We start from the raw sequence: 20,997 nt of genomic DNA on the forward strand, positions 1-20,997 counted from the left end.
ATGATCTCGTCAATCATTTGACAGATGCATCAAATATTGATTCCTCCGGTACTCGTCCGGTGTCATCCCGAACCTGCTTTTAAATACACGGTAAAAATACTTGTCGTCCTTAAAGCCGACCTTGGAAGCGATCTCGTACACTTTCATTTCGCTGTTTTGCAGCAATTCAATTCCTTTTTGGATTCGGACTTGGGATAAATATTTGCTGAACGTGACGCCCAAATGGTTTTTCAGCATAATGCTCACAGAACTGGGGCTGAAAAATAAATGCGCCGCCACTGTATCCAAAGATAAATCTTCCATATAGTGTGTGTCGATATATTGAATGCAAGCTTCAACAACCGATTCACGCTTCTTGGATCGGCTCATGATCAACAGTTCCGACCACTGCAACAAAACTTCCTGAAACCGCCCCCTGCACACCGGAAAACTCGGACTTTCGGCAAGATGGGTTTCCGTGTCCGACAGCATTTGCTTGTAGACCTCATCGGTGACGAAGTCTTTGACGACACCCGCCACGGCTGAAATCATCCGAAGTACTGCCTGCTGCCATTGTTCGGGATAAGGAAACCCGTCCGCCACAATCCTATCCAACCATTCGTCCGTTTGTCTCAGGATGAGCTCATTTCTATTTTGACGAATCGCCTCTTTGAACTGCGCCTCTTCTCTTGCATAATCATAGTGCAAGGGCTGGATGCGGGCCCGGACTTCGGAATACGGAATAACAGCGCAATCCGGCAAAAAATACCGAAAAGGAGCCGCAGTCAGCGCCTCTTTGAAGGAGTATCTTGCTTCATGCCCTATATCTTCGCGCCATTCCCCGATGCCAATTGTCAGCTCGATGCCAAACTGCTCCGACGCTGTCAGGACACACGCTTCCATCTCCCGTGCAAGAGTTTGGTGATCCACCTCATATGAGCGGGGAGAAGTCGCCACGGCAATCAGCAATCTTTTATCCTCGCGCGAGAAAAAGGAGACAGAAGGCCCGATTAGCCCCGCCTTCATCTCCAAACTGCTAAGCAATGCGTTTTTTACACGGCTCTCCTTTTCCATAGGTTTCATGTGAAAACGGTTAGAACCGATTCTGGCAATCACTACGATTCCGGTTTCCTCCAAAGCGAACTGATCCCGCAGCTCCGCATATTGCAATGGGGAGACACCCTCAGTCACCCAATCGGTGAGCAGATTCTCATAGTAAGCGGTTTGCGTCCGATCCAACTGCTGCCTGATTTGCTCATGGGCTAGCACGTGCATGGTTTCTTGCTGAATACTGTGATCAACCTTATCCAGTACAGCGCAAATGCTCTCTTCTTTGACCGGCTTGACCAAATAATCGAAAGCCCCTAACTGAATGGCCTTTTGCGCATATTCAAAATATCGATAGCCGCTAAGGATAATCACTCTAATCTTGTGAGGCGAGGCATTCATCTTCTCAATGAAAGCTAGTCCGTCCAAAACGGGCATCTTAATATCGGTGAAAACAATATCGATGCGGCCATCGCGGATGACATCCAGAGCTTCTTGTCCGTTCTTGGCTTCCAGAACGCTGCAGCCGGGTCTTGCGTCCCTGATCATCTTGGCGAGCACTCTTCGTTGTATGACTTCATCATCCACGACCAGAATGTTAGACATGTCAGCCTCCCTTGCCTGAAAAAGCCTATGCGAATAATGAGGAAATGCGCAGAGATGTCAACTTAACGGTACCATGCTTCGCATAAACCGCCAAGCCTGATTGTTCTTCTGCCGGGAACAGCAGATCGGTTATGACTGCCTCGCCCTCGCCGGCGAACACTTCAACGGAGCAGCTGTCCACCCAGATGCGAAGCGTCAAAGAGCCATTCAGCGCTTCCGCTTTCACCGCATGACTCCCGGAAAAGTCGGCGTGAAAGTCAGTATTACCCGAACGCGAGCGATCCACGAAAAGCTCCTGCGTCTCCGCGATATAACCGACCACCGTTTCATAAGCATCGGATGCTCGGACCTTGAACCCAAACTCCGCCGCCGTCTGAAGCTCGAACTCCGCCTCAAGCATAAAGCTGGTTAGCGCAAGCTCCGATAATGGATTGGCTCCCGGTTCAACGAGCAAATCCTGCCATTGCCGTGTGTCCTTCTTCCATTGATCCAGTTCCCGGACAGGAAGCTGCGCAAGCAGCGTGCGGCCTTCCCGACTCCGCAAGGCTAGTGTCCGTGGCAGCGTCATGGCGCTGCGCCAGCTTTCCGTCGGCGTCACCTGGGCATATTTCCAGTTGCTCATCCACCCGATATAGATACGGCGTCCGTCTGCAGCCGGAATATCCGACCAACTCACCCCGGCGTAATTATCCCGCCCGCCATCGAGCCACTTCACCGACTCCGGTGCGCTCTCGTTCTGAAACACTGAACCGTCGAATTGTCCGATAAAATATTGCGTGCGAGAGCCCTCCGGATACTCCGGCGCATTCCCGATGCTCACCAGCATCACCCATTTGGTATGGGAAGGATCACCGTCAACGGGAAGCTCGAACAAATCCGGACATTCCCATACGCCAATATGCGCGCCCTCCCCCTCCCCGAACTGACTCGCGAAGGTCCACTCTTTCAGGTTCGGAGAGTGGTAGATGCTCACCGTCTGCCCCGAAGCCAATACCATAATCCACCGCTCTGACGCCGCATGCCAGAATACTTTCGGGTCACGAAAGTCCGGGAAGCGATCATCAGCCAGCACGGGATTCCCGCTGTATTTGATCCAGGTTCTTCCGGCATCGGAACTGTACGCCAAGCTTTGGCGTTCCCTGACTGCACCGTTCTCCCCTGCATTCTTATGATGGGTAAAAATCGCAACCAATCCCGCTTCGCCGCCAAAGAAGCCAGAAGTATCATGCCAATCCACGACGGCGCTGCCGGAGAAAATATAGCCGTGCTCGTCAGGCTCCAAAGCGATCGGCATGTGCTCCCACGACGTCAAATCCTTGGAAATGGCATGCCCCCAATGCATAGGCCCCCATGTCGTTCCATTTGGGTAATACTGGTAAAACAGATGGTACTCGCCTTGGAAATACACGAGACCGTTCGGATCGTTCATCCACTGCTGTTCTGGCGTAAAATGATACTTCGGTCTATAACAATCGTTACTCATCAGGATTCCTCATTTCTTGAACATGTATTCCCGCATCATGTCAACCTTGGGGCTGCAGACTTACCCTTTGATCCCCGTGCTTGTAATGCCTTGAACATAGTATTTTTGAAGGAGCAGGAAGATCACCACAATAGGCAAGGTCGTGAACGTGAGCGTCGCCATAATTTGGCCGTAGAAGATCGGCGGCAGGGTAAAAAAGGTTTGAATCCCGAGCTGAATATTCCGCAGCGATTCACCGGTCGTTACGAGAATCGGCCACATGAAATCGCCCCAGTGCGAAATGAAATCCAGAATAAATACCGTCGTAAAGACAGGCCCCGACAACGGCACCACAATTTTCAGAAACGTTGAGATCGGAGACGATCCGTCGATCGCCGCAGATTCGAGCAGCTCGTTCGGAATGTCCATGAAGAACTGGCGGAACATGAAAATACTGAAGCAGTTCGCAATGAAAGGAACGATCAGCGCATACCACGTGTTCACCCAGCTCAAACTGTTGACGACAAAATACAGCGGCATCACGATACTTTCAAAAGGGACGATCATGAGGGCAATGATGGCGGTCAGAATGACGCTTTTGCCTTTAAAATCAAGCTTCGCCAGGGCATAGCCGCAGATCGAATTGACGCCGAGTCCGCTAATGCCAATAATCGAAACGTAGAACAAGCTGTTGAACAAATATTTCATCATCGGAATGCGGTCGAAAGCTTTTATATAATTATCAAACGTAATATTCGTAGGGAGTAAAGACTTGAGCGAGCCTAAATCCGCAAAAATCTGATTTTCCGGTTTGAGCGAAGAAACGACCATCCATAAAAGTGGGATAATAAAGAGCACCGTCATGACAATGTTGGAGGCATAGATGAATATTTTTGTTTTGCGGTCAGCCACGTGTCCCTCTCCTTCCTATCATCTGTCTTTGAAAAACTTTTTCATGGAAAATGAAATGGCAACGACGATCAGGAAAAAAATAACGGATACGGCCGAAGCATATCCGGCATTTCTGAATTGAAAACCTTGCTGGTAAATCAGCAGCGCAAGTGTCCGCGTCGAATTCTCCGGTCCGCCGTTCGTCATGACATACGGTTGCGTAAACAACTTCACAGCTTGAATCGTCGTAATCGTTAAAACGAAAACAATGACATTGTATAAGCTTGGAATTGTAATAAAACGAAGCTGCTGCACTTTATTCGCCCCGTCCATCGCAGACGCTTCATACAAATCCTTGGGAATACTCTGCAACCCGGCCAAAAAAATCATCATCTGATAGCCCGCTGCTTGCCAGACGGACATGAAAATAATGGAGTTCATCGCCTGATCCGCGCTGCGCAGGAACGGCTGCTTCGGAATGCCGAAAACCTGCAAGGCCGAGTTAATCAACCCTTCATTCGGATTGTATAGCGAAATCCAGAGAATCGCGATAACCGTCATCGAGGTAATTACCGGGCTGAAGTACGCGATCCGAAACACATTTCTAAGCTTCAATTGATTGTTGACCAGCAGTGCAAGCATAAGCGCTACCGCCGATTGGATCGGCACGACAAGAATGGTGAAATAAAGCGTATTGTACAGAGATTTATAAAAAAGCTTATCTTTGAACAAAATCAAGTAATTGTCCAAGCCGATAAATTTGATTTGATCCGGCCGCAACAGGTTAAACTTCGTAAAACCGAACACTACGGCCAGTACGAAAGGCAGCAGCAGAAACAAGATGAGCAGCAGGACCGCAGGCAGAATGAAGGAATACCCCGTTATCGCTTCTCTCCGCTTCTGAAGCCCGATCGACGACAGCCTGATCTTCTTGCTGCCCTGAACTTGAGCATGTGAACTAACATTTTGCATGGGATCACCCTCACTCCTTTCCAAATAAAATCTGATCATGTGCGGCAAGCGTCACGCGGCACCGTTTCCTGAACATCGGATAACTCGATGCCGCCGTGCCGCCGCTTGCTTTCTAGACGCGCTATTTAAAGTTCCGCTTGTACTCCTCATCATAAGCGGACGCCACTTGATCGAGCGATTTCTTCACGTCTGCTCCCATCAGGATGTCTGTCAACGCTTCCGCAAACTTCTGCGTTAGTACCGGATAGGCAGGTGTCACGGGTCTAGCATGAGAAACCGTTGTCACTTGATCTTTGATCACTCTCAGCGGCAGATCGTTATATTCAGGCAAATTGTCGTACGCCGATTTCCGACTGGCCGGCATGCTTGTCGCTTTGGCAAGCTGGGAGGAACTGTCCTTGTTCGTCATCCACTTCACAACTTCAGCCGCTTCCTTCGGATGCTTGCTGTCCGCCGTTACGCCGATCGCCCAACTGCCGGATGGTGAACTCAGGCTGCCGCCCGCTTTCTTAGGGAAGTACGTAATACCCCACTCCAGATCCGGGTAGTTCTTGAATCCTGGAATATTCCAAGGCCCTCCGAGCTTCGTTGCGGCTTTGCCCTCTTCAAACTCCGTCGGTTTCGGGTCAATATTGAACAGCTTCTCGTTCGCCAATTTCTGCAGAAATTTCGCCGCATCCAAGCCTTTATCGCTGTTGACCCAGCCATTCGTGGTATTGCCTTCCTTATTGACAATGTCTGTCCCGGCAGAAATCCATAGCTGTTCGAAGGCGTAGGTCATCCACTCGCCTTTGTCATTGATCATATTGGTGCCGAACACATCTTTGGAGGCTGTCTTTTTCATGACATCGTACCATTGATCCCATGTCCAGGCGTCCTCGATTTTAGTCGGCGGTTCAATGCCGAACTGTTTCATGATTTTTTTATTGTAGAACAGAACGACAGAGGATTCGGCCAACCCCGCTGCATAAAACTTGCCTTGATAGGTGCCCTGCTGAACAATGGACGGCACGAAATCGTTCAAATCTTCTTTGGCAAAATAGTTGTCCAACGGAACGATGATATTGGATGCCGCATAATTGGCCACATTCGGGCCATCCATGGACACAACATCCGGCAGCGTATGGGAAGCGACGGCCGCATTGATTTTATCCTCATAAGCGAAGGAGTTGCCTCGCGTAATCGGCTCCATTTTCAGCTTGATCTTCCCCTGGTACGCCTTATTGAATTCTTCGACTCTTCTTACGTAAAAGTCATCCTCCGGGCCGCTGGCTTGCGGTCTCCAATAGGAAATTTCGATTTCCTTCTGACCTGTCTGGGAGCTGTCGCCGCTCGAGCCGGCACTCCCTGTGGAACCGCTTGTTGAGCATCCGGCAAGGAAAGAAATGGCAATTAACCCCGTTACCGTCTTTATCTTCTTGTTCATGCTTACCCCTCCTAAAGCGTTTTCTTGTTTACGCTTTCATCATATCGTGACCCCGCCGTCGATCCTACTCTAAAAATCGTGAAATGGTGGACTTTTGCAGCGAAAACAGTTTCACGTCCACTCTGTATGGAAAAAACCTCTAGCTCAGCCGCTATGAAACGAACGGCCGCGCTAGAGGCAAGTTAGTTAGGCAAAGGCAAGGTAATTGTCACTTTCGTACCTGCCTGCAGCCGGGATTCAATCGTTATGCCATATGGCTCCCCGTAAATCAGCTTGACCCGTTTATGCACATTCTCGATCCCGACCGATTTGCTGCTGCCGTGCCCCGCAGCTTCCGAAAGAGCGAGAATACGGGATATCGCCGATGCTTCCATTCCCTTCCCGTTGTCTTCTATCGTGAAAATCCGCAGATGCTCCGCAATGTGACCCGACACACGGATCAAGCCGCCTTCCTCGCAATCTTCCAGCCCATGAATAATGGCATTTTCAATGAAAGGCTGCAAGAAAAACTTAGGCACCGTGTAGCGGTAAAGATCAGGGTCAATGTCATACTCGATTCGAAATTTATCTTCAAAACGCTGCTTCATGATGTAATCATAGCTTTTCAAATAGCTCACATCTTCTCTGAAGGAGACCTCGCCCGATTTCTTGGCGGTATATTCCAGCATTTCCGACAGCTCCACCAGCATCTTGCTGATGACCGTTTGCTTGTTTTCAATCGCCAAATAATTGATAATGTTGAGCGTATTGTACAGAAAATGCGGGTTGAATTGAAAATTCAGCGCTTTGAGCTCAGCCTCGATCTCCTTCAAGCTCGTCTCATAGTTTTCTTTAATCAAAATCTGAATTTTATCGTTCATTTGGTTAAAGCGATGAATAATGAGGTTGACTTCGCTCGCCCCTTGCGTATCGATTCTTGTGTTAAAATTCCCCTCCCCGCTCTGTTTAATCCCCCATAGCAGTTTTTTGAGCGGCATCGTGATCCGGCTGGAGAAGAAGGATGCCAAAAAAATGGATAGCACCAGAATCAGCACGGTGGAATAGAGCGTGTAGCTGAACATATTCGGCACCGTTTTCAGCAAATTGTCATAAGGAATGAGCACTGCCGAGGTCCAGCCCGTCGTGGCAATCTGATCGAAGCAGACGACCATTTTTTCACCGTTGACCTTCAGATAGCGCGTCCCGCTTTTATCCGTAAGCAGGCTGCGCATCCATTCTTGCTGTAAAGACGGCGCGTTCGAGCGGTCTGAGGTAGAGATGATTTTCATATCCTTCGTAAATACATAATAGTAGGACCCCTGCACAACCAGGCTTTCCTGGAATGCCTTGGTAATCATCGATTCTTGGAAATTAACGAGCAAAATTGGCCGTTCTGCCTGCGGGTCCATCGCTTTCAGCAGGTTGTTGGTGACCCGCGACAAATTGATCAGCCGCGTGGCGGTGAAAACAAACTGATCTTTGCTGCTTGTGGTCGCCGTAGAGGCGAAGTACTTTTCCAGCAAGTTATAGGTGGGAATCCATACCGTTCTGTCCACAGCCTGCAGGCCGGTTTGATAAATGTCGGAGGCGGAGAAATCTTTCTTCGGAATCCAGAAAAAGGGGTTGCCGCCGAACATGTAATCCTTCGTAGCCAAGTTCACCGAGTAGACGTCTTCCGATGTAGGAAAATATTTCTGCAAAATTCTCGTGATCTTGCGATCCGTTTCATAATTCAAATATCTCGCTTGCAAGTCCGTCGTATTAAAAAGTTCGAACAGGTCCTCATCCAGATGCATATTGACGGCACTTTGCTCGACGGTGGCAAATTTGGCATCCAAAGACTTGTTGCTCGTTTTCACCAAACCGAGATACGTGCCGCTGGCATTTTGGAGAATCACCTGCGAACTTTTCACATAATACCCTACCCCCAGCACTGTCATGGAAATAACGATCAGCACAATATAGGATAAGGTAAGCCGCACTCGTAAACTTAGCTTGCTGTACATATCCATCACCCCTCCCGCTCCACATTCAGCTTGCGCAAATACTGCTTCGGCGTACACCCGTTAAATCGTTTGAACAGCTCATAAAAATGCGCCATATTCTCAATCCCGACCGCTTCGGCTATCGCACCGATGCTGCGATGTTCTGTGACGAGCAGCCGCTCGGCCTTCGCAATCCGTTTGCGGTTCACGTAGTCGGTGAACGAGGCGCCCATTTTCTTTTTAAAAAAACGTGAAAAATACGTATAACTCATCCCCGCCATCCGACTGACCTCGCTCATCTCGATTTTTTCGGCCAAATGCCCGTCCACATACTGCACCAGCTCGCGAAGCACATCCGTGTCCCGGTCGACCGGGGATTCCACCGCCAGCTGCTCCCGTTCGTCAAAGCGCAGCAGGAGCAGCAGCATATGCTGAACATGCATGGAGACAGCGATTTCATATCCTTTGCGTTTACCCATCACCTCGTCATGGATGCGAACGATGAGTTCGGCGATCTCCTTTTTAGCCACCGCATTTTCCTGAAATATATAATTCAAATCGTCAAGCGGACGCAAAATCTCCATAAAATTGCGATAATAGTTCATCATCGCCGGATCAAAATACGGCTGCAGATCGACGTGCAGCACAATGTAGACGAGCTCTTCCTCGCCCGGCTTGCGCCCTCTGTGCAATTGCGACGCCCCGACCAACGCGATGTCGCCCGGTCCTAACCGATACACCTGATTCGGTGTATGGATCTCATGCGCACCTTGTTCAACAAGGACGAACTCGATCTCTTTATGATAATGCCAGAGGTCGGCTTCGTACTCGGCCCTGCCCGTCTGTGCAAATCTCCATACTTTCATACACAGCGACGGATTCTGATACGGAATCGGTTCCTGAAAAATTTCCATGACAGCATTCCCCTTATCACAGCAAGTGCAAATTTGGATACAAAAAACATAAATGCCCGCATATACGTCCGCGATCCGGCAGCCTATCATTAAGCTATGTTAGAAGCTATTATACCTTAAAGTTTTCAGGAGGGTGAATTGGCATGAAAGTAGCCGTAGTCGGTTGCGGTGGCATGGGGCGGATCCATGCCCACAGTTACGTTCAAATGCCGGACGTCGAGCTTGTCGGCGTATGCGATGTGGACAACGCGTTAGCGGAAGAGCTGGCGGCGGAGACAGGGGCGCGTGCGTTCACCTCGTTCGAGGCGATGCTGCGGGAAGCGGAGTTTGAGGCGGTTTCCTTAACACTGCCGAGTTTTTTGCATAAACCGTTTGCCATTCAAGCGGCGGAAGCCGGAAAGCATGTCATTTGCGAAAAGCCGCTCGCACTGGGGGCGGACGATTCCCTTGCGATGATCGCAGCTTGCGAGAAGCACAGCGTGCAGTTGTACGTCGGCCACGTAGTGCGTTTTTTCCCGGAGTATGTAGGGATGAAGCAGGCCATCGATGAGGGCAAATTGGGCCGTGTCGGCGTTGTCCATGCCAAACGGATTGGTTCACACCCCGGCGACGCCCGCCCTTGGTTCAAAGATGAGCAGAAAAGCGGCGGCGTTATTGCCGATTTGATGATTCACGATATCGACTTCTTCCGCTGGGCGCTGGGTGAAGTAAAGTCCGTTTACGCCTTGAACCGCGTCACGGAAGAGCTGGATTATGCGCTGGTGACGCTGCATTTTGAGAATGGCGCCATCGCCAACCTGGAGGCGTTCTGGGGCTATCAGGGCCCCTTCCAGACCGCAGTGGAAATCGCCGGCAGCAAAGGCATTCTCCGCAGCGACAGTCAAAAGAGCAGCTCGCTGCACATCGTGAAGGCGCCACATCCCGGTGAAGAGCGGCGCTTCGCGGAAGTGCCTCAAAGCCCGGGCTACCACTCGCCGTATGACATCGAGCTGGCGCATTTTATCGACTGCCTCCGTCACGGGAAGGCGCCGGTCGTTACCGCGCATGATGCGTATCAGGCGCTGGAGATTGTGCTTGCCGCGCGCGAGTCCGTGCGTACCGGCAAGGCTGTTTATTTGAACAAGCCGGAGGGAGGAGAATCCGCATGACAACGCTAAAAATCGGAATGATCAGCTTCGCGCATGGCCATGCTTTTTCGTATTTGGAGGCGCTGCGCGCGCTGCCCCATGTCGAGGTGCGCGGCATCGCCGACGAGATCGCGAGCCGCGTTGCGGCCGTGACGGCACAGTATGGCGTGCCTTACTATGAGCGGCATGCGGACCTCCTGGCCGCCGACATCGACGCTGTCGTGATCTGTGCGGAGAACGCCCGCCACGCGGAAATCACGATCGCCGCCGCCAAGGCCGGCAAGCACGTGATGTGCGAGAAACCGCTGGGCTTGTCCGTCAGCGAGATGGAAACGATGATCGCGGCGTGCCGCGAGAGCGGCGTCCAGTTGATGACGGCGTTCCCTTGCCGCTACCTGGCCGCCGTCGTCGCCGCAAAAAAAGCCGTCGATGCCGGAGAAATCGGCGACATCGTGGCCATCAAGGGCACGAACCGCGGGTCGCTTCCTTCCGGCTGGTTCGTCGACCCAAGCCTGTCCGGCGGCGGCGCTTTGCTCGATCATACGGTCCATGTCATGGACCTGATGAACTGGTTCACCGGCTCCGAGGTGAAGGAAGTGTTCGCGCATGCGGACACGCTGTTTCATGAGGGGCTGGAGGTTGACGATGCCGGGATGATTCACGTCAAGTTCGCCAACGGCGTGGTTGGCGTGCTCGACACGAGCTGGTCGCGGAACCCGGCGTTCCCGACGTGGGGCGATGTGACGATGACCATCGTCGGAACGAAGGGAACGATCGCCGTCGACAGCTTCGCGCAGAAGAACGAGCTGTACAGCATCGACAGCGGCAAAGGCGTCTGGTCGTTCTGGGGCGACAACATGGACGCACACATGATGCAAGCCTTTGTGCAAGCGCTGCTCGACGGCACCGAGGTGCCGATCACCGGTGAGGATGGACTGCGTTCCACGGCGGTCGCACTTGCCGGCTATCGCTCCGTGGCGTCAGGGCAGCCGGTCGTCTTGTAAGGTTTGCCAGCGACGGGAAGGTGCATTTTCCTGCTGAGTATGATACATTTTTTATGAAAATAGAAAGAGGTTTATAAGAGGTTCGCGAACTCCCTCTCTAAAAAACTATGAAATGAGGATTATCATGTCAGCAGGAAGAAGCCACGAAGATTTACAGCACATTTCGCTGCTCGGCAACCAGGGGACGAAGTACATTTTCAGCTACGACCCTACGCTGCTCGAGGCGTTTGACAACAAGCACCCGAATCGGGACTATTTTGTCAAATTCAATTTCCCGGAATTCACCTCCCTGTGTCCTGTGACGGGCCAGCCGGATTTTGCCACCTTGTACATTTCCTACATCCCTGAGATCAAAATGGTGGAGAGCAAGTCGCTCAAACTGTACCTGTTCAGCTTCCGCAACCACGGCGATTTTCACGAGGATTGCGTGAACATTATCATGAACGACCTGATCAAGCTCATGGATCCGCGCTACATCGAGGTGTGGGGCAAATTCACGCCGCGCGGCGGCATCTCCATCGACCCGTACTGCAACTACGGCCGTCCGGGGACGAAATATGAAGCGATGGCGGAGCACCGCTTGATGAATCACGATCTGTATCCGGAGAAGATTGATAACCGGTAGAATAGGAAGAGCCCGGCCGCCCTTTGGGCTGGTCGGGCTTTTTTGCGTAGATTTCTAGTGGCTGCCGAGATCCTTATTACTTGCTTTTCATAGCCAATGCGTTCAAAATAACCGTCACCGCTTCCGCTCTTGTGGTCGAAGCCGTAGGAGCGAACTCATTCGCATCATGCCCTTCAACAAGCTTTTGTTCCGCAAGCCACGCAACTGCTCCTTTCGCCCACGCCGGAACATCCTGATCGTCCGCAAAGCCGGTCGCAACATTCAATTCAACTTTCAGTTTCAATGCATTCGCGATCATCACCGCCATTTCGGCACGGGTGATTTCCACATCAGGACGGAAACTGCTATCCTCATATCCCGAAATAATCTGCGCCTGAACCGCTTGCGCAATTGCTTTCTGTGCCCAGGATGGGATGTTCGCCGAATCCTTAAAGGTCAGTTCCGCAAGTGCATCCCCATCTCCTTGCGGCTTCAAACCATGCATCAGCATCACCGCAAATTCAGCGCGCGTCACCGTGTGATTCGGCTTAAACGTGCCGTCCGGATAACCGCTGACAATCCCACTGCTGACCGCTTGTTTTAGACTAGCCTCTGCCCAATGTCCGGCAATATCACTGAAACTAGCTTCCTGCTTCCCATCCGTTGTCGGCTTCTCAGCAGTTTGGTCTACGGCAAATACCGCAAATTTTGTAAAGTGATTCACTTCCACGGAAATTCGATTTCCGCTCACCTTCCCACCCGGCACTTCTACCCAAACTTTCTTGGTTTCGTCATAGTAGAACACCGATGCTTTCTGATCAGCTTTCACAATTGACGGATCAAAGGTGAAGCTCAGCGTAACAGGCTTGCCAAAATTTTCCGAGATGTTTTTCAAAAGCTCATAGATCGAGCTGGCGAGAACTTCTTTTTGACCAGCTACAAGCTGTTGTTGTAAAGTGTCCGATACTTTCTCGATCGTCACAGTCAGCTCTTTGCCTGATGCATCTGCAGGAATCGTAACGATCATCTCTCTCCCTAAACTAACTTCTCCTGCCTTGCCGGCAGTAAGCGTCAGTTTCCCATCCGTCGAGGTCACTTTCGTGTCGCTCGAAGATGGAGGCGTGTAACCGCCGCTGCTGCCTTCATCGCTGTCAGATGCTCGCGTCACGGTCACAGAATACGTCTTTGTATCGCCATTCTCCGCGGTCACAACGATTGGGATCACGTTACTGCCCACATTCAAGTTGATGGCATTGCTGGCTTGACCTGATGCTGCCAATTTACCATTCACTGTTATCATGGCATGGCTATCATCTGCGCTTGGTGTTGCAGTTACACTCGAAACCGCATAAGGCACGCTCGATGTATAACTACCAATATCGGCCGCGAATGCAGGACTCAGCGTCCCGCTCGACAATGCTAACGAACTCAAATCTGCATTATCGGATGCCGTTGGACCGTGATAGACATCAATCGCCTTAAACTGAACGACCGTGTAGGGGATATAATTGACAGGACCGTTTGTGGCCGTTTGATCGTAGTTGCCGGCCTTAAAATAATAGCGATGGGTCGGTGGTACAACCTGATTAGGGCTGGCAGTTTGTCCGTTAAAGATCAGTTCGCCGTTCAAATATACAGACAACACACCATCATTCAGAGCTAACCGATAAGTGAAATACTGATTTAACGGAATTTGAATAGGCAAGTACTGATACCCAATTGAATTAATGCCGCTTGGTTCGTAAAGAATTCGAATATTGCCATTGGGACGCGCAGGGTCATAACCGTATTCCAGCTCGAGCAAAGTTGTCGTATCATTATCGAAAACTTGCCCAATCGTCGTCCAACCTACGCCGTTCAAGGTGCCGAGCTTAGTAACCGCCACGGTATTCGTCATCACGTTAGCCCCTGTTGGCAGCCAGAGCGCATTTTCGCCAGCAACAGGATCATACTCCCTTAGCTCGCTGCGAGGATGCGCCGATCCAGACGTCGTCCCACCCACTGCTGTGTCCATAAACACTTGACTCCCGTCAGCACCAATATAGAAGTAAGGATCCGCATATCCGGCTTGCAAAGCTTGGGAGGTTTGACCGGCCCCACCAGGAAGCGGCTCCTGCAACGTCCAATAGCGATAATCAATGTTCGCCGCAGGAGGATTGCCCGATACCGTAAGCATAAACGTTTGAGGATTTCCTTGATTAAAGGTAAAGGTAAAAGCGTGAGCGCCCCTACTAAGTGTATTTAAAAAAGTTGGATTAAAGGTAACCGTCGTGCCTGAAACCGTATAATTTGAAGCAGACAGCGTTGCTCCACCCTCGCTGATGCTTTCAAACCTGTTGCTGTTCAGGTTCATTGTCGTTGATATGACGGAAGGCGATGTCCCAATGTAAATAGCGCCTTGAGGCGAAAGCGATGAGTCAGCTGCTTCGACCACAGTAAGTGCATACGGAAGGGATGATGCCCCTTGACTCGAGGAAAAATGAAAGCTCAGTTGCTGATTTCCGCTAAGACCGTTTAAGTAAGTCGTTGAAAATGTAACAACGTTGTCCGCATCGATTGTATAGTCCGTACCTTGCACTAGTGTGTATAGACCATTCGTTATATCCGTGAAGCTTGTATTCGCGTCTAAACTAATTTGCGTGGATAATGGATTTTGCAAGGTTTTATAAAAAGTTCCTGAAGAAGAGGAGAGCGTAACCGGAGGGAGGATTTGCAAGAGTCCAATCCCCAGTTGTCCCGTAACCGAAGGCTTTAACGTGTAATTAACCAACAAATACCGCGCGGTGATAGGTTCGCTAAAAGTTAAGTTGGACGTATATTTCCCGTCTACCAGACTCCAGCTATACGTTGCATTGAACACCGTACCGGATTCAGCAGCCGTAGGCACAATCGCGGCACTGGTCCATCCGGCGGCAGTCGGCGAAAAAGTAATCGCGCTATTGGAAGGGGTGCTGGATAAGCTGCTCCACAACGAAGCATCGTTTGAATAACTTACTTCATACTGGGAGCTGCGAATTTTGGCATTTACGTCATCGGTCGAGGTGTTAAAGATCAGACCTTCTATTTTACTGGCTGAGCCAAGGTCAATGGCTGCCCATAAATTTGAGCCGGTTGGCGAGTAAACCGTGTTCGACCCTTGCGTCCAGGTGATGGCATCCCCGATATGCAGACCGGTTCTCGTGCTGTTTTGCGAACTGACCTTAATGTTGCCTCCTAATGTTAAGGAAGTAGGCAGCAAATTCGTTGCAGCTGCGTAAGCGACAGATGACGGCAAGGCCGGCACCATTGAACAAACAAGCGCAATGACAAGGAGAAGACCATAAATCGATTTTACATGTCGGTACCGTTTCATTTTCATCACGAAGCTCCTTATCTTTTTGGCGTTGAAAGCGGATACATACTAAAGATGCCCCCATCATACCTTCTTTCGTCCGGAATTTATTGTCATTTATTTAGGTCGTAGTTGGACAAACTTCAGATTTACACAAGGCTGCATCTTCCCCTGCACACAAAAAAGCCGATCCCGAGGGATCGACTGACGGTTCACGTTACTTAATACAGCGGCTGCGGATGAGGCATCGGCGGCTGGGGCTGCGGACAGTGCGGAAAAGGCAAAATATCTCGAACTTCATTGAACGTGTAGTGCTTGGTGGCAAATTGCGTGTGGTACAGGTACTCAATCACGTAGATTGAACCGCCGTGGACACTGCATAGAATGCCGGATACACCGGTGCCGTCCATCAGCGAAATGCCGACGGGGCGGCCCAGCATCATGTAAGCCTTTTGCTGGATAGACATGGGCCATCATCTCCTGCCACATCCTATGCCCCGTACACGCGAAGCGTTACTGCCCCGCAGCTTTTTCTACGTTCACACGCCCGGAGAAAAAGACGGCCCCGCCGCCCATATCCGCAACGCGGTCGGGGGTCAGCGCGTTGACGCGCGTTTTGCCGCCCGGCTGGTCCGCCCACAAGCCCTGGCTGACGACGACGCCGCGCATGACGTCTTGCCCTGTGACCACGATAAGCTCGCACTCCCCGCGCTCGTTCCATACCCGAGCAAGCTCGCCGCTTGCCAAGCCCAACGCCTCGGCATCGGCCTCATGCATATGCAGCTTCGGCGCTTTTTCCATGCGAGCATGCTTCTCGTTATGAGCAAACGTCGAATTGAGGAAGTTGTGATTCGGCGCCGGGATAAAGCGAAACGGCAGATCGCTGTCTTCCGGCAGCGGAATGTACGTAGGGAGCGGCGGGTAGCCTTTCAGCTCCATTTGCCGCGAATACAGCTCAATTTTGCCGCTCGGCGTCCGAAGTCTGCCCGGGAAGAGCGGCTTCACACCCGCTTTTATGAACGACTGCTCCAGCAGCGTCTCATAGGTGATGTCCGCCAGCGCCGGATTCCGCGGGTAGTCGATCGCTTGCCGAATGAGCGTCTCTTCGGTCTCGTACAGTGCTTCTTCCTCGTAGCCCATCGCCGCCGCTAACAAGCGGAACACCTCGACGTTTGACTTGCTTTCGCCGTATGCCGAAATGACCGGCAGCTGCAGCTGCACATAATGATGCCAGTAAGAACGGTAGAAATCCGTATTCTCCCAAGAGGACGTCGCCGGCAGCACAATATCCGCGTACTTGGCGGTCTCCGTCAGGAACAGGTCGTGCACGACTGTGAACAGATCATCACGCAGTAGTCCTTCTTTGACTTTGTTGGCTGACGGCGCGACAAGCGCCGGGTTGGAATTGTAGACATACATTGCGTAAATCGGCGGATCTAACTCCAGTAGCGCACTGCCAAGCAGATTCATGTTAACTTGCCGGGCATGCCCTTCCCGTAAATCAGGCCGCTGCAAGGCTGTCACATTATGCTCGAGGTAGGCGCCGTTGCCCTTGATGGCACCGCCGCCCGGGTACTGCCACTGCCCCGTCACTGCGGGCAAACAAGCGATCGTACGCACGCACATGCCGCCGTTGTCGTGATGCTGAATGCCATTGCCGATACGGATAAAAGCTGGCGTCGTCCCGCCGTACAATCGCGCCAAACGGTAAATGTCCGCTTCCGGCACGCCGGTAATCGCAGAAACTGTGGCCGGATCGTACTGCTGCACATGCGTGCGGAGCTCCTCATGACCGATGGTGTGCTCCTGCATGAACGCCTCATCGACGAGCCCCTCCGCGAACAGTATGTGCATCAGGCCTAGCGCGAGCGCCGCATCCGTTCCCGGCAGGATCGGGATGAACCAGTCCGCCCAGCGGCCGGTCTGGTTGCGGTGCGCGTCGATGACGACGATTTGCGCGCCGTTCTTGCGCGCCTGCTCCGCGAGCATGACCTGGTGCATGTTCGTGCTGACGGCGTTAATGCCCCACATAATGATCAGCTTCGCCTGTGGAGTCGTCTCCGGATCGGTGCCGAAGCTGCTGCCCATCGTATACGCGTAGCCTTCCGTACCAGCGGACTCGCAGATCGCGTATAACAGACGGCTCGCCCCCATCCGGTTGAAAAACCGGCGGTCCATCCCTTCCGTGCCAATCCGCCCCATATTGCCGTAAAAGCTGTAAGGCAAAATGCTTTCCGGCCCCTCCGATGCAATCAGGCTTTTCCAGCGATCCGTAATCGTCTTAATCGCTTCGTCCCAACTGATCCGTTCAAAGCGGCCTTCACCTTTAGCTCCGACACGCTTCAGCGGATAGGCCAATCGTTTCTCGTCATAAATGCGTGCCGTCATATTGCGCACTTTATTGCAAATCGCGCCCTGCGTGACAGGGTGATTCGGGTCTCCTTCAATTTTGACAATTTTTCCGTCCTGTTTATGCAGCAGCAGACCGCATTGATCAGGACAGTCCAGCGGACAGACCGAAGGGAAAACGCCATTCGGTTCGTCTCTCATGGTAGTCGTAAGCTTTGTGTGCATGACGCTCTTCCTTTCTCTATGCCATCTCTCTACTATACCTGAAATGGCTGGAAAGGGGAAAGTCTGAGTCACGGATTAATGTGCCGCTGCTCCCAGTACCATTATGATACACGTCAGTCCGGACGAGTGAACACCTTGGTAGATTAACCATACAAGTGAGTAACATTTGCAAAATGCACCAAGTGAAGTCCTTCAGCATCATGTTTTATTTTTGTAATCGAGCACTCTGGAACCAAGTTACTCTGTTCACTTACAAAGTCCGGGTATTTAAGATTCAGCTCATCTTCTGAAAACTCATTTAATAAGAAGTCTGTAATCAATCCACCGTGCGTCACGATGACCGTACATTCCTGAGGATATTGCGCTGATATTTCGAATAGGAATGAAGATAATCGCTCTCCAGCCCTTCTTGCCGAATCTCCAACAGGAGGCGAGAAGTCTCTTTCCTTGGTGCATCGATTCCACATATCAACAAATTCCTGAAAAGTTTGCCCTAGCATGTCTCCCCAATTAGCCCGCTCTCGTAAGCGAGTATCCTCAAATATAGGCATCCTTATTGCATTTCCGATAATTTGAGCGGTCTGTTTTGCTCTGTTAAGAGGACTACTGAATATTCTGGATATACGCCTTTCTTGAAAATGTCTTGCAGTCGCATGTGCTTGCTTTATACCATCGGCTGTAATGGAGACATCACCCATACTTTTTTCTTTTATGGCATGCCTGACAAGGTAAAAATCTGTGCCCATATCCACCACTTCTCTCAAGTAATTTTACAACCATCTAATTAAATATATATCTAATTAGATGATACAATAATTTAAAGTACTTAGAAAGAGGAATTAAACAAATCTGTCCAATACTGCAAGTGAAAGCTGCAAATAAGCAGGCATTCATTGAATCCGCTTCGCCCCCTCCAAACCCTCGTCCAATGCAAAAAGCCCGCTATCCTTACGGCCGCGAATCGACCGGGGAATAGCGAGCCTGGTAGCTCTCCGCCATGTTCCTAGCTTTGCTTCTTTCTGGCCAAATTCAGTTCCTTCATAATTTGCCGACCTGTCGGCGTCTGAGCCAAGCCGCCCTTGGCCGTTTCGCGGTGCTTCTCCGGCATCGCGGTACCGACCTCGTACATCACTTGGACGACTTCGTCCGAAGGGATGACGGAACGGACGCCGGCGAGCGCCATATCCGCCGCCGCCATCGCATTCACCGCACCGAAGCCGTTGCGCACGATGCAAGGAATCTCCACGAGCCCGCCGACGGGATCGCAGATGAGGCCGAGCGTGTTCTTGAGCGCAAGCCCGACGGCATGCATCGCTTGCTCCGGGGTTCCACCGCGCAGCTCCACGAGCGCGCCCGCCGCCATGCCGATGGCCGAGCCGACCTCGGCCTGGCAGCCTCCTTCGGCGCCAGAGACGAAGGAGTTGTTCGCGATGACGTAGCCAATCGCGCCGGCGGTGAGCAAGCCCCGGACGAGGTGGTCGTCGTCCCAGCCGAACCGCTCCTGCGAAGCGAAGAAAACGCCGGGTATAATCCCGCATGACCCTGCCGTCGGCGTCGCGATGATCCTTCCCATCGAGGCGTTTACTTCCGAGACGGCGAGTGCGTACGCCATCGCTTTGCAAGCCTCGTCCCCAAGGGAAGGCACATCCGATGAGAGATACGTCATCACCCGTTGGGCATCTTTGCCAGTGAGTCCGCTGCGCGAGGTCGTATCTTCCGTCAGACCTTTTTGCACCGCTTCCTTCATGATGCGGTAGTAGGCACGCATTTTGTCCATTACGTATTCAGGAGGTTTGCCGGATTCCTTGCTCTGGTCGGCAAGCATAATATCGGCAATGGATGCCCCTTCTGCTGCACAAAGCTCCGCCAAACCTTTTAGTGTTCGGAATCTCATGGCTTGTCGCCTCTTTCTGCGATATCGACAACTTGAATTTCTTGAATCATAGGAAGCCCCTTCAGTTCCTCCAATAAATCCTCCGATACCGGCGCATCGATCTCAATCACCGTCATGGCATCGCCGTCACGTCCTTTTCGGTCCAGATCCATGAAGCCGATATTGATACCGCTTCGCCCAAGCACGGTCGTGATACCGGCAATCATCCCCGGCCGATCCTGATGAGAAATGACGAGCGTCGGATAGTTTGCGGTAAATTTGACATCGAATTGATTCACGCTATGAATCTCTATATTGCCGCCTCCGATCGACGCTCCTCGCATGCTGACGGAGCCCTGTTGCGCGGTAAGCAAGAACCCGACTGTGTTGGGATGGTCCGCTTTTTCCTTACTGGTGCGAAAAGCAATCTCCACGCCTAGCGCCTCCGCCACCTCTGCCGCGCGAGGGATGCGAGGATCGTCCGTATCGAAGTCCAATAACCCGCCGATCAACGCCAAATCCGTACCATGCCCCATATACGTATCAGCAAAAGAACCGTACAGCGTCAGCTCCGCCTTGTCCGGTTGTTCGCCTAAAAGCTGCCTGGCAACCCGCGCCAACCGCACTGCACCCGCTGTGTGCGAGGAAGAAGGACCGATCATGGAGGGACCGATGATGGAAAACACATCTTTAAATCGCATGGCAACGCGCCCCTGTTCATCCAATTTTCTCTTATATTCTCCTATTGTATGAATCAGGTGTATAAAAGACAAATCTTTTAATTGGCGATAAATAAGGGGTGTGGGGAGGGGGTGCCCGAGCTGGATTTGGAGTGTGGCGTGATTTAAAGCCTAAATTAATCGAGGGAGAGTTGGGCTGATAGTTGGCGGGAGGGGATGGATTTGACTAGTTTGCTCGTTGTTGGCTCGAGGGTGATGAGATTGGCTTTATTGTATGAGTTGGCTTGAGGGTGATGAGATTGGCTTTATTTGTATGAGTTGGCTTGAGGGTGATGAAATGGCTTGCTTACTTGGGTAGGTGGTAACTGTGAGTTGAGCTGGTTTGTTGAATGGCGACCTCCTCTATAGGAATAGATGCAAAAGTGCAGGAATTTCATTCCGTTTTAGCCGATTCATGCGAAAAGCCTGCAAAAGCGCAGCTTTTTTTCGCGATTTTACCGTAATCGGTTGTTTTCTTCGAAAAAGCCTGCAGATTTGCAGGCT

16 protein-coding genes and 1 riboswitch are annotated in these 20,997 nt (G+C 51.5%); of the genes, 3 read left to right on the top strand and 13 right to left on the bottom strand.

All coding sequences use genetic code 11. From position 1 onward, the window contains the following. Positions 1-9: 9 nt before the first annotated feature. The 7 genes from EJQ19_RS00760 to EJQ19_RS00790 form a co-directional block, all read right to left on the bottom strand. The gene (locus EJQ19_RS00760) at positions 10-1,632 is read right to left on the bottom strand and encodes a response regulator (protein WP_126139301.1); all 1,623 of its coding nucleotides are present in this window, start codon (positions 1,630-1,632) and stop codon (positions 10-12) included. A gap of 25 nt (positions 1,633-1,657) precedes the next feature. Further along, complete coding sequence (locus EJQ19_RS00765) at positions 1,658-3,115, bottom strand: glycoside hydrolase family 32 protein (protein WP_126139302.1); 1,458 nt, start codon at positions 3,113-3,115, stop codon at positions 1,658-1,660. 60 nt (positions 3,116-3,175) lie between these two features. Then, a complete protein-coding gene (locus EJQ19_RS00770; RefSeq protein ID WP_206438343.1) occupies positions 3,176-4,006 on the bottom strand; it encodes a carbohydrate ABC transporter permease in 831 nt (276 codons plus the stop codon). Positions 4,007-4,024: 18 nt separating this feature from the next. After that, a complete protein-coding gene (locus tag EJQ19_RS00775) occupies positions 4,025-4,957 on the bottom strand; it encodes a carbohydrate ABC transporter permease (protein ID WP_126139303.1) in 933 nt (310 codons plus the stop codon). A 121-nt stretch (positions 4,958-5,078) separates the two neighbouring features. Beyond that, complete coding sequence (locus EJQ19_RS00780) at positions 5,079-6,383, bottom strand: extracellular solute-binding protein (protein WP_126139304.1); 1,305 nt, start codon at positions 6,381-6,383, stop codon at positions 5,079-5,081. A 182-nt stretch (positions 6,384-6,565) separates the two neighbouring features. Next, entirely contained in the window at positions 6,566-8,368 is a 1,803-nt protein-coding gene (locus tag EJQ19_RS00785) for a cache domain-containing sensor histidine kinase (RefSeq protein ID WP_164716245.1), read from the bottom strand. 5 nt (positions 8,369-8,373) lie between these two features. Beyond that, positions 8,374-9,261 (bottom strand): helix-turn-helix domain-containing protein, encoded by an 888-nt coding sequence (locus EJQ19_RS00790; RefSeq protein WP_126139306.1) that lies wholly within the window; start codon positions 9,259-9,261, stop codon positions 8,374-8,376. 143 nt (positions 9,262-9,404) lie between these two features. Here EJQ19_RS00790 and EJQ19_RS00795 point away from each other — a divergent pair, with 143 nt between their 5' ends. The 3 genes from EJQ19_RS00795 to queF all read left to right on the top strand — a co-directional run bounded on the left by EJQ19_RS00795 (position 9,405) and on the right by queF (position 12,017). Beyond that, a complete protein-coding gene (locus EJQ19_RS00795; RefSeq protein WP_126139307.1) occupies positions 9,405-10,409 on the top strand; it encodes a Gfo/Idh/MocA family protein in 1,005 nt (334 codons plus the stop codon). Then, on the top strand, positions 10,406-11,392 hold the full coding sequence (locus EJQ19_RS00800; protein ID WP_126139308.1) for a Gfo/Idh/MocA family protein: 987 nt from the start codon (positions 10,406-10,408) through the stop codon (positions 11,390-11,392). Before EJQ19_RS00795 ends, EJQ19_RS00800 begins: the two co-directional genes overlap by 4 nt. Positions 11,393-11,463: 71 nt before the next feature. Beyond that, positions 11,464-11,507, top strand: a riboswitch (PreQ1 riboswitch). Positions 11,508-11,516: 9 nt separating this feature from the next. Continuing rightward, entirely contained in the window at positions 11,517-12,017 is a 501-nt protein-coding gene (gene queF / locus EJQ19_RS00805) for a preQ(1) synthase (RefSeq protein ID WP_126139309.1), read from the top strand. Between the two features lie 76 nt (positions 12,018-12,093). On the opposite strand, the gene EJQ19_RS00810 is transcribed toward queF, so the two are convergent. The 6 genes from EJQ19_RS00810 to sdaAB form a co-directional block, all read right to left on the bottom strand. Continuing rightward, positions 12,094-15,354 carry an S-layer homology domain-containing protein gene (locus EJQ19_RS00810; protein WP_126139310.1) on the bottom strand — a complete coding sequence of 1,087 codons (3,261 nt, stop codon included), beginning with the start codon at positions 15,352-15,354 and terminating at the stop codon, positions 12,094-12,096. Positions 15,355-15,548: 194 nt separating this feature from the next. Continuing rightward, positions 15,549-15,794, bottom strand: a complete 246-nt coding sequence (locus EJQ19_RS00815; protein ID WP_126139311.1) for a hypothetical protein — start codon at positions 15,792-15,794, stop codon at positions 15,549-15,551. Positions 15,795-15,840: 46 nt separating this feature from the next. After that, positions 15,841-17,901 (bottom strand): molybdopterin-containing oxidoreductase family protein, encoded by a 2,061-nt coding sequence (locus EJQ19_RS00820; protein ID WP_241242667.1) that lies wholly within the window; start codon positions 17,899-17,901, stop codon positions 15,841-15,843. Between the two features lie 143 nt (positions 17,902-18,044). Then, positions 18,045-18,656 (bottom strand): histidine phosphatase family protein, encoded by a 612-nt coding sequence (locus EJQ19_RS00825; protein ID WP_241242669.1) that lies wholly within the window; start codon positions 18,654-18,656, stop codon positions 18,045-18,047. Positions 18,657-18,904: 248 nt separating this feature from the next. Further along, a complete protein-coding gene (gene sdaAA, locus EJQ19_RS00830) occupies positions 18,905-19,795 on the bottom strand; it encodes an L-serine ammonia-lyase, iron-sulfur-dependent, subunit alpha (protein ID WP_126139312.1) in 891 nt (296 codons plus the stop codon). Next, the gene (sdaAB, locus tag EJQ19_RS00835) at positions 19,792-20,475 is read right to left on the bottom strand and encodes an L-serine ammonia-lyase, iron-sulfur-dependent subunit beta (RefSeq protein ID WP_126139313.1); all 684 of its coding nucleotides are present in this window, start codon (positions 20,473-20,475) and stop codon (positions 19,792-19,794) included. Before sdaAB ends, sdaAA begins: the two co-directional genes overlap by 4 nt. Between the last annotated feature and the right edge of the window lie 522 nt (positions 20,476-20,997).

The organism is Paenibacillus whitsoniae (genome assembly GCF_003955665.1).
In the GTDB taxonomy this organism is placed as follows: domain Bacteria; phylum Bacillota; class Bacilli; order Paenibacillales; family NBRC-103111; genus Paenibacillus_E; species Paenibacillus_E whitsoniae.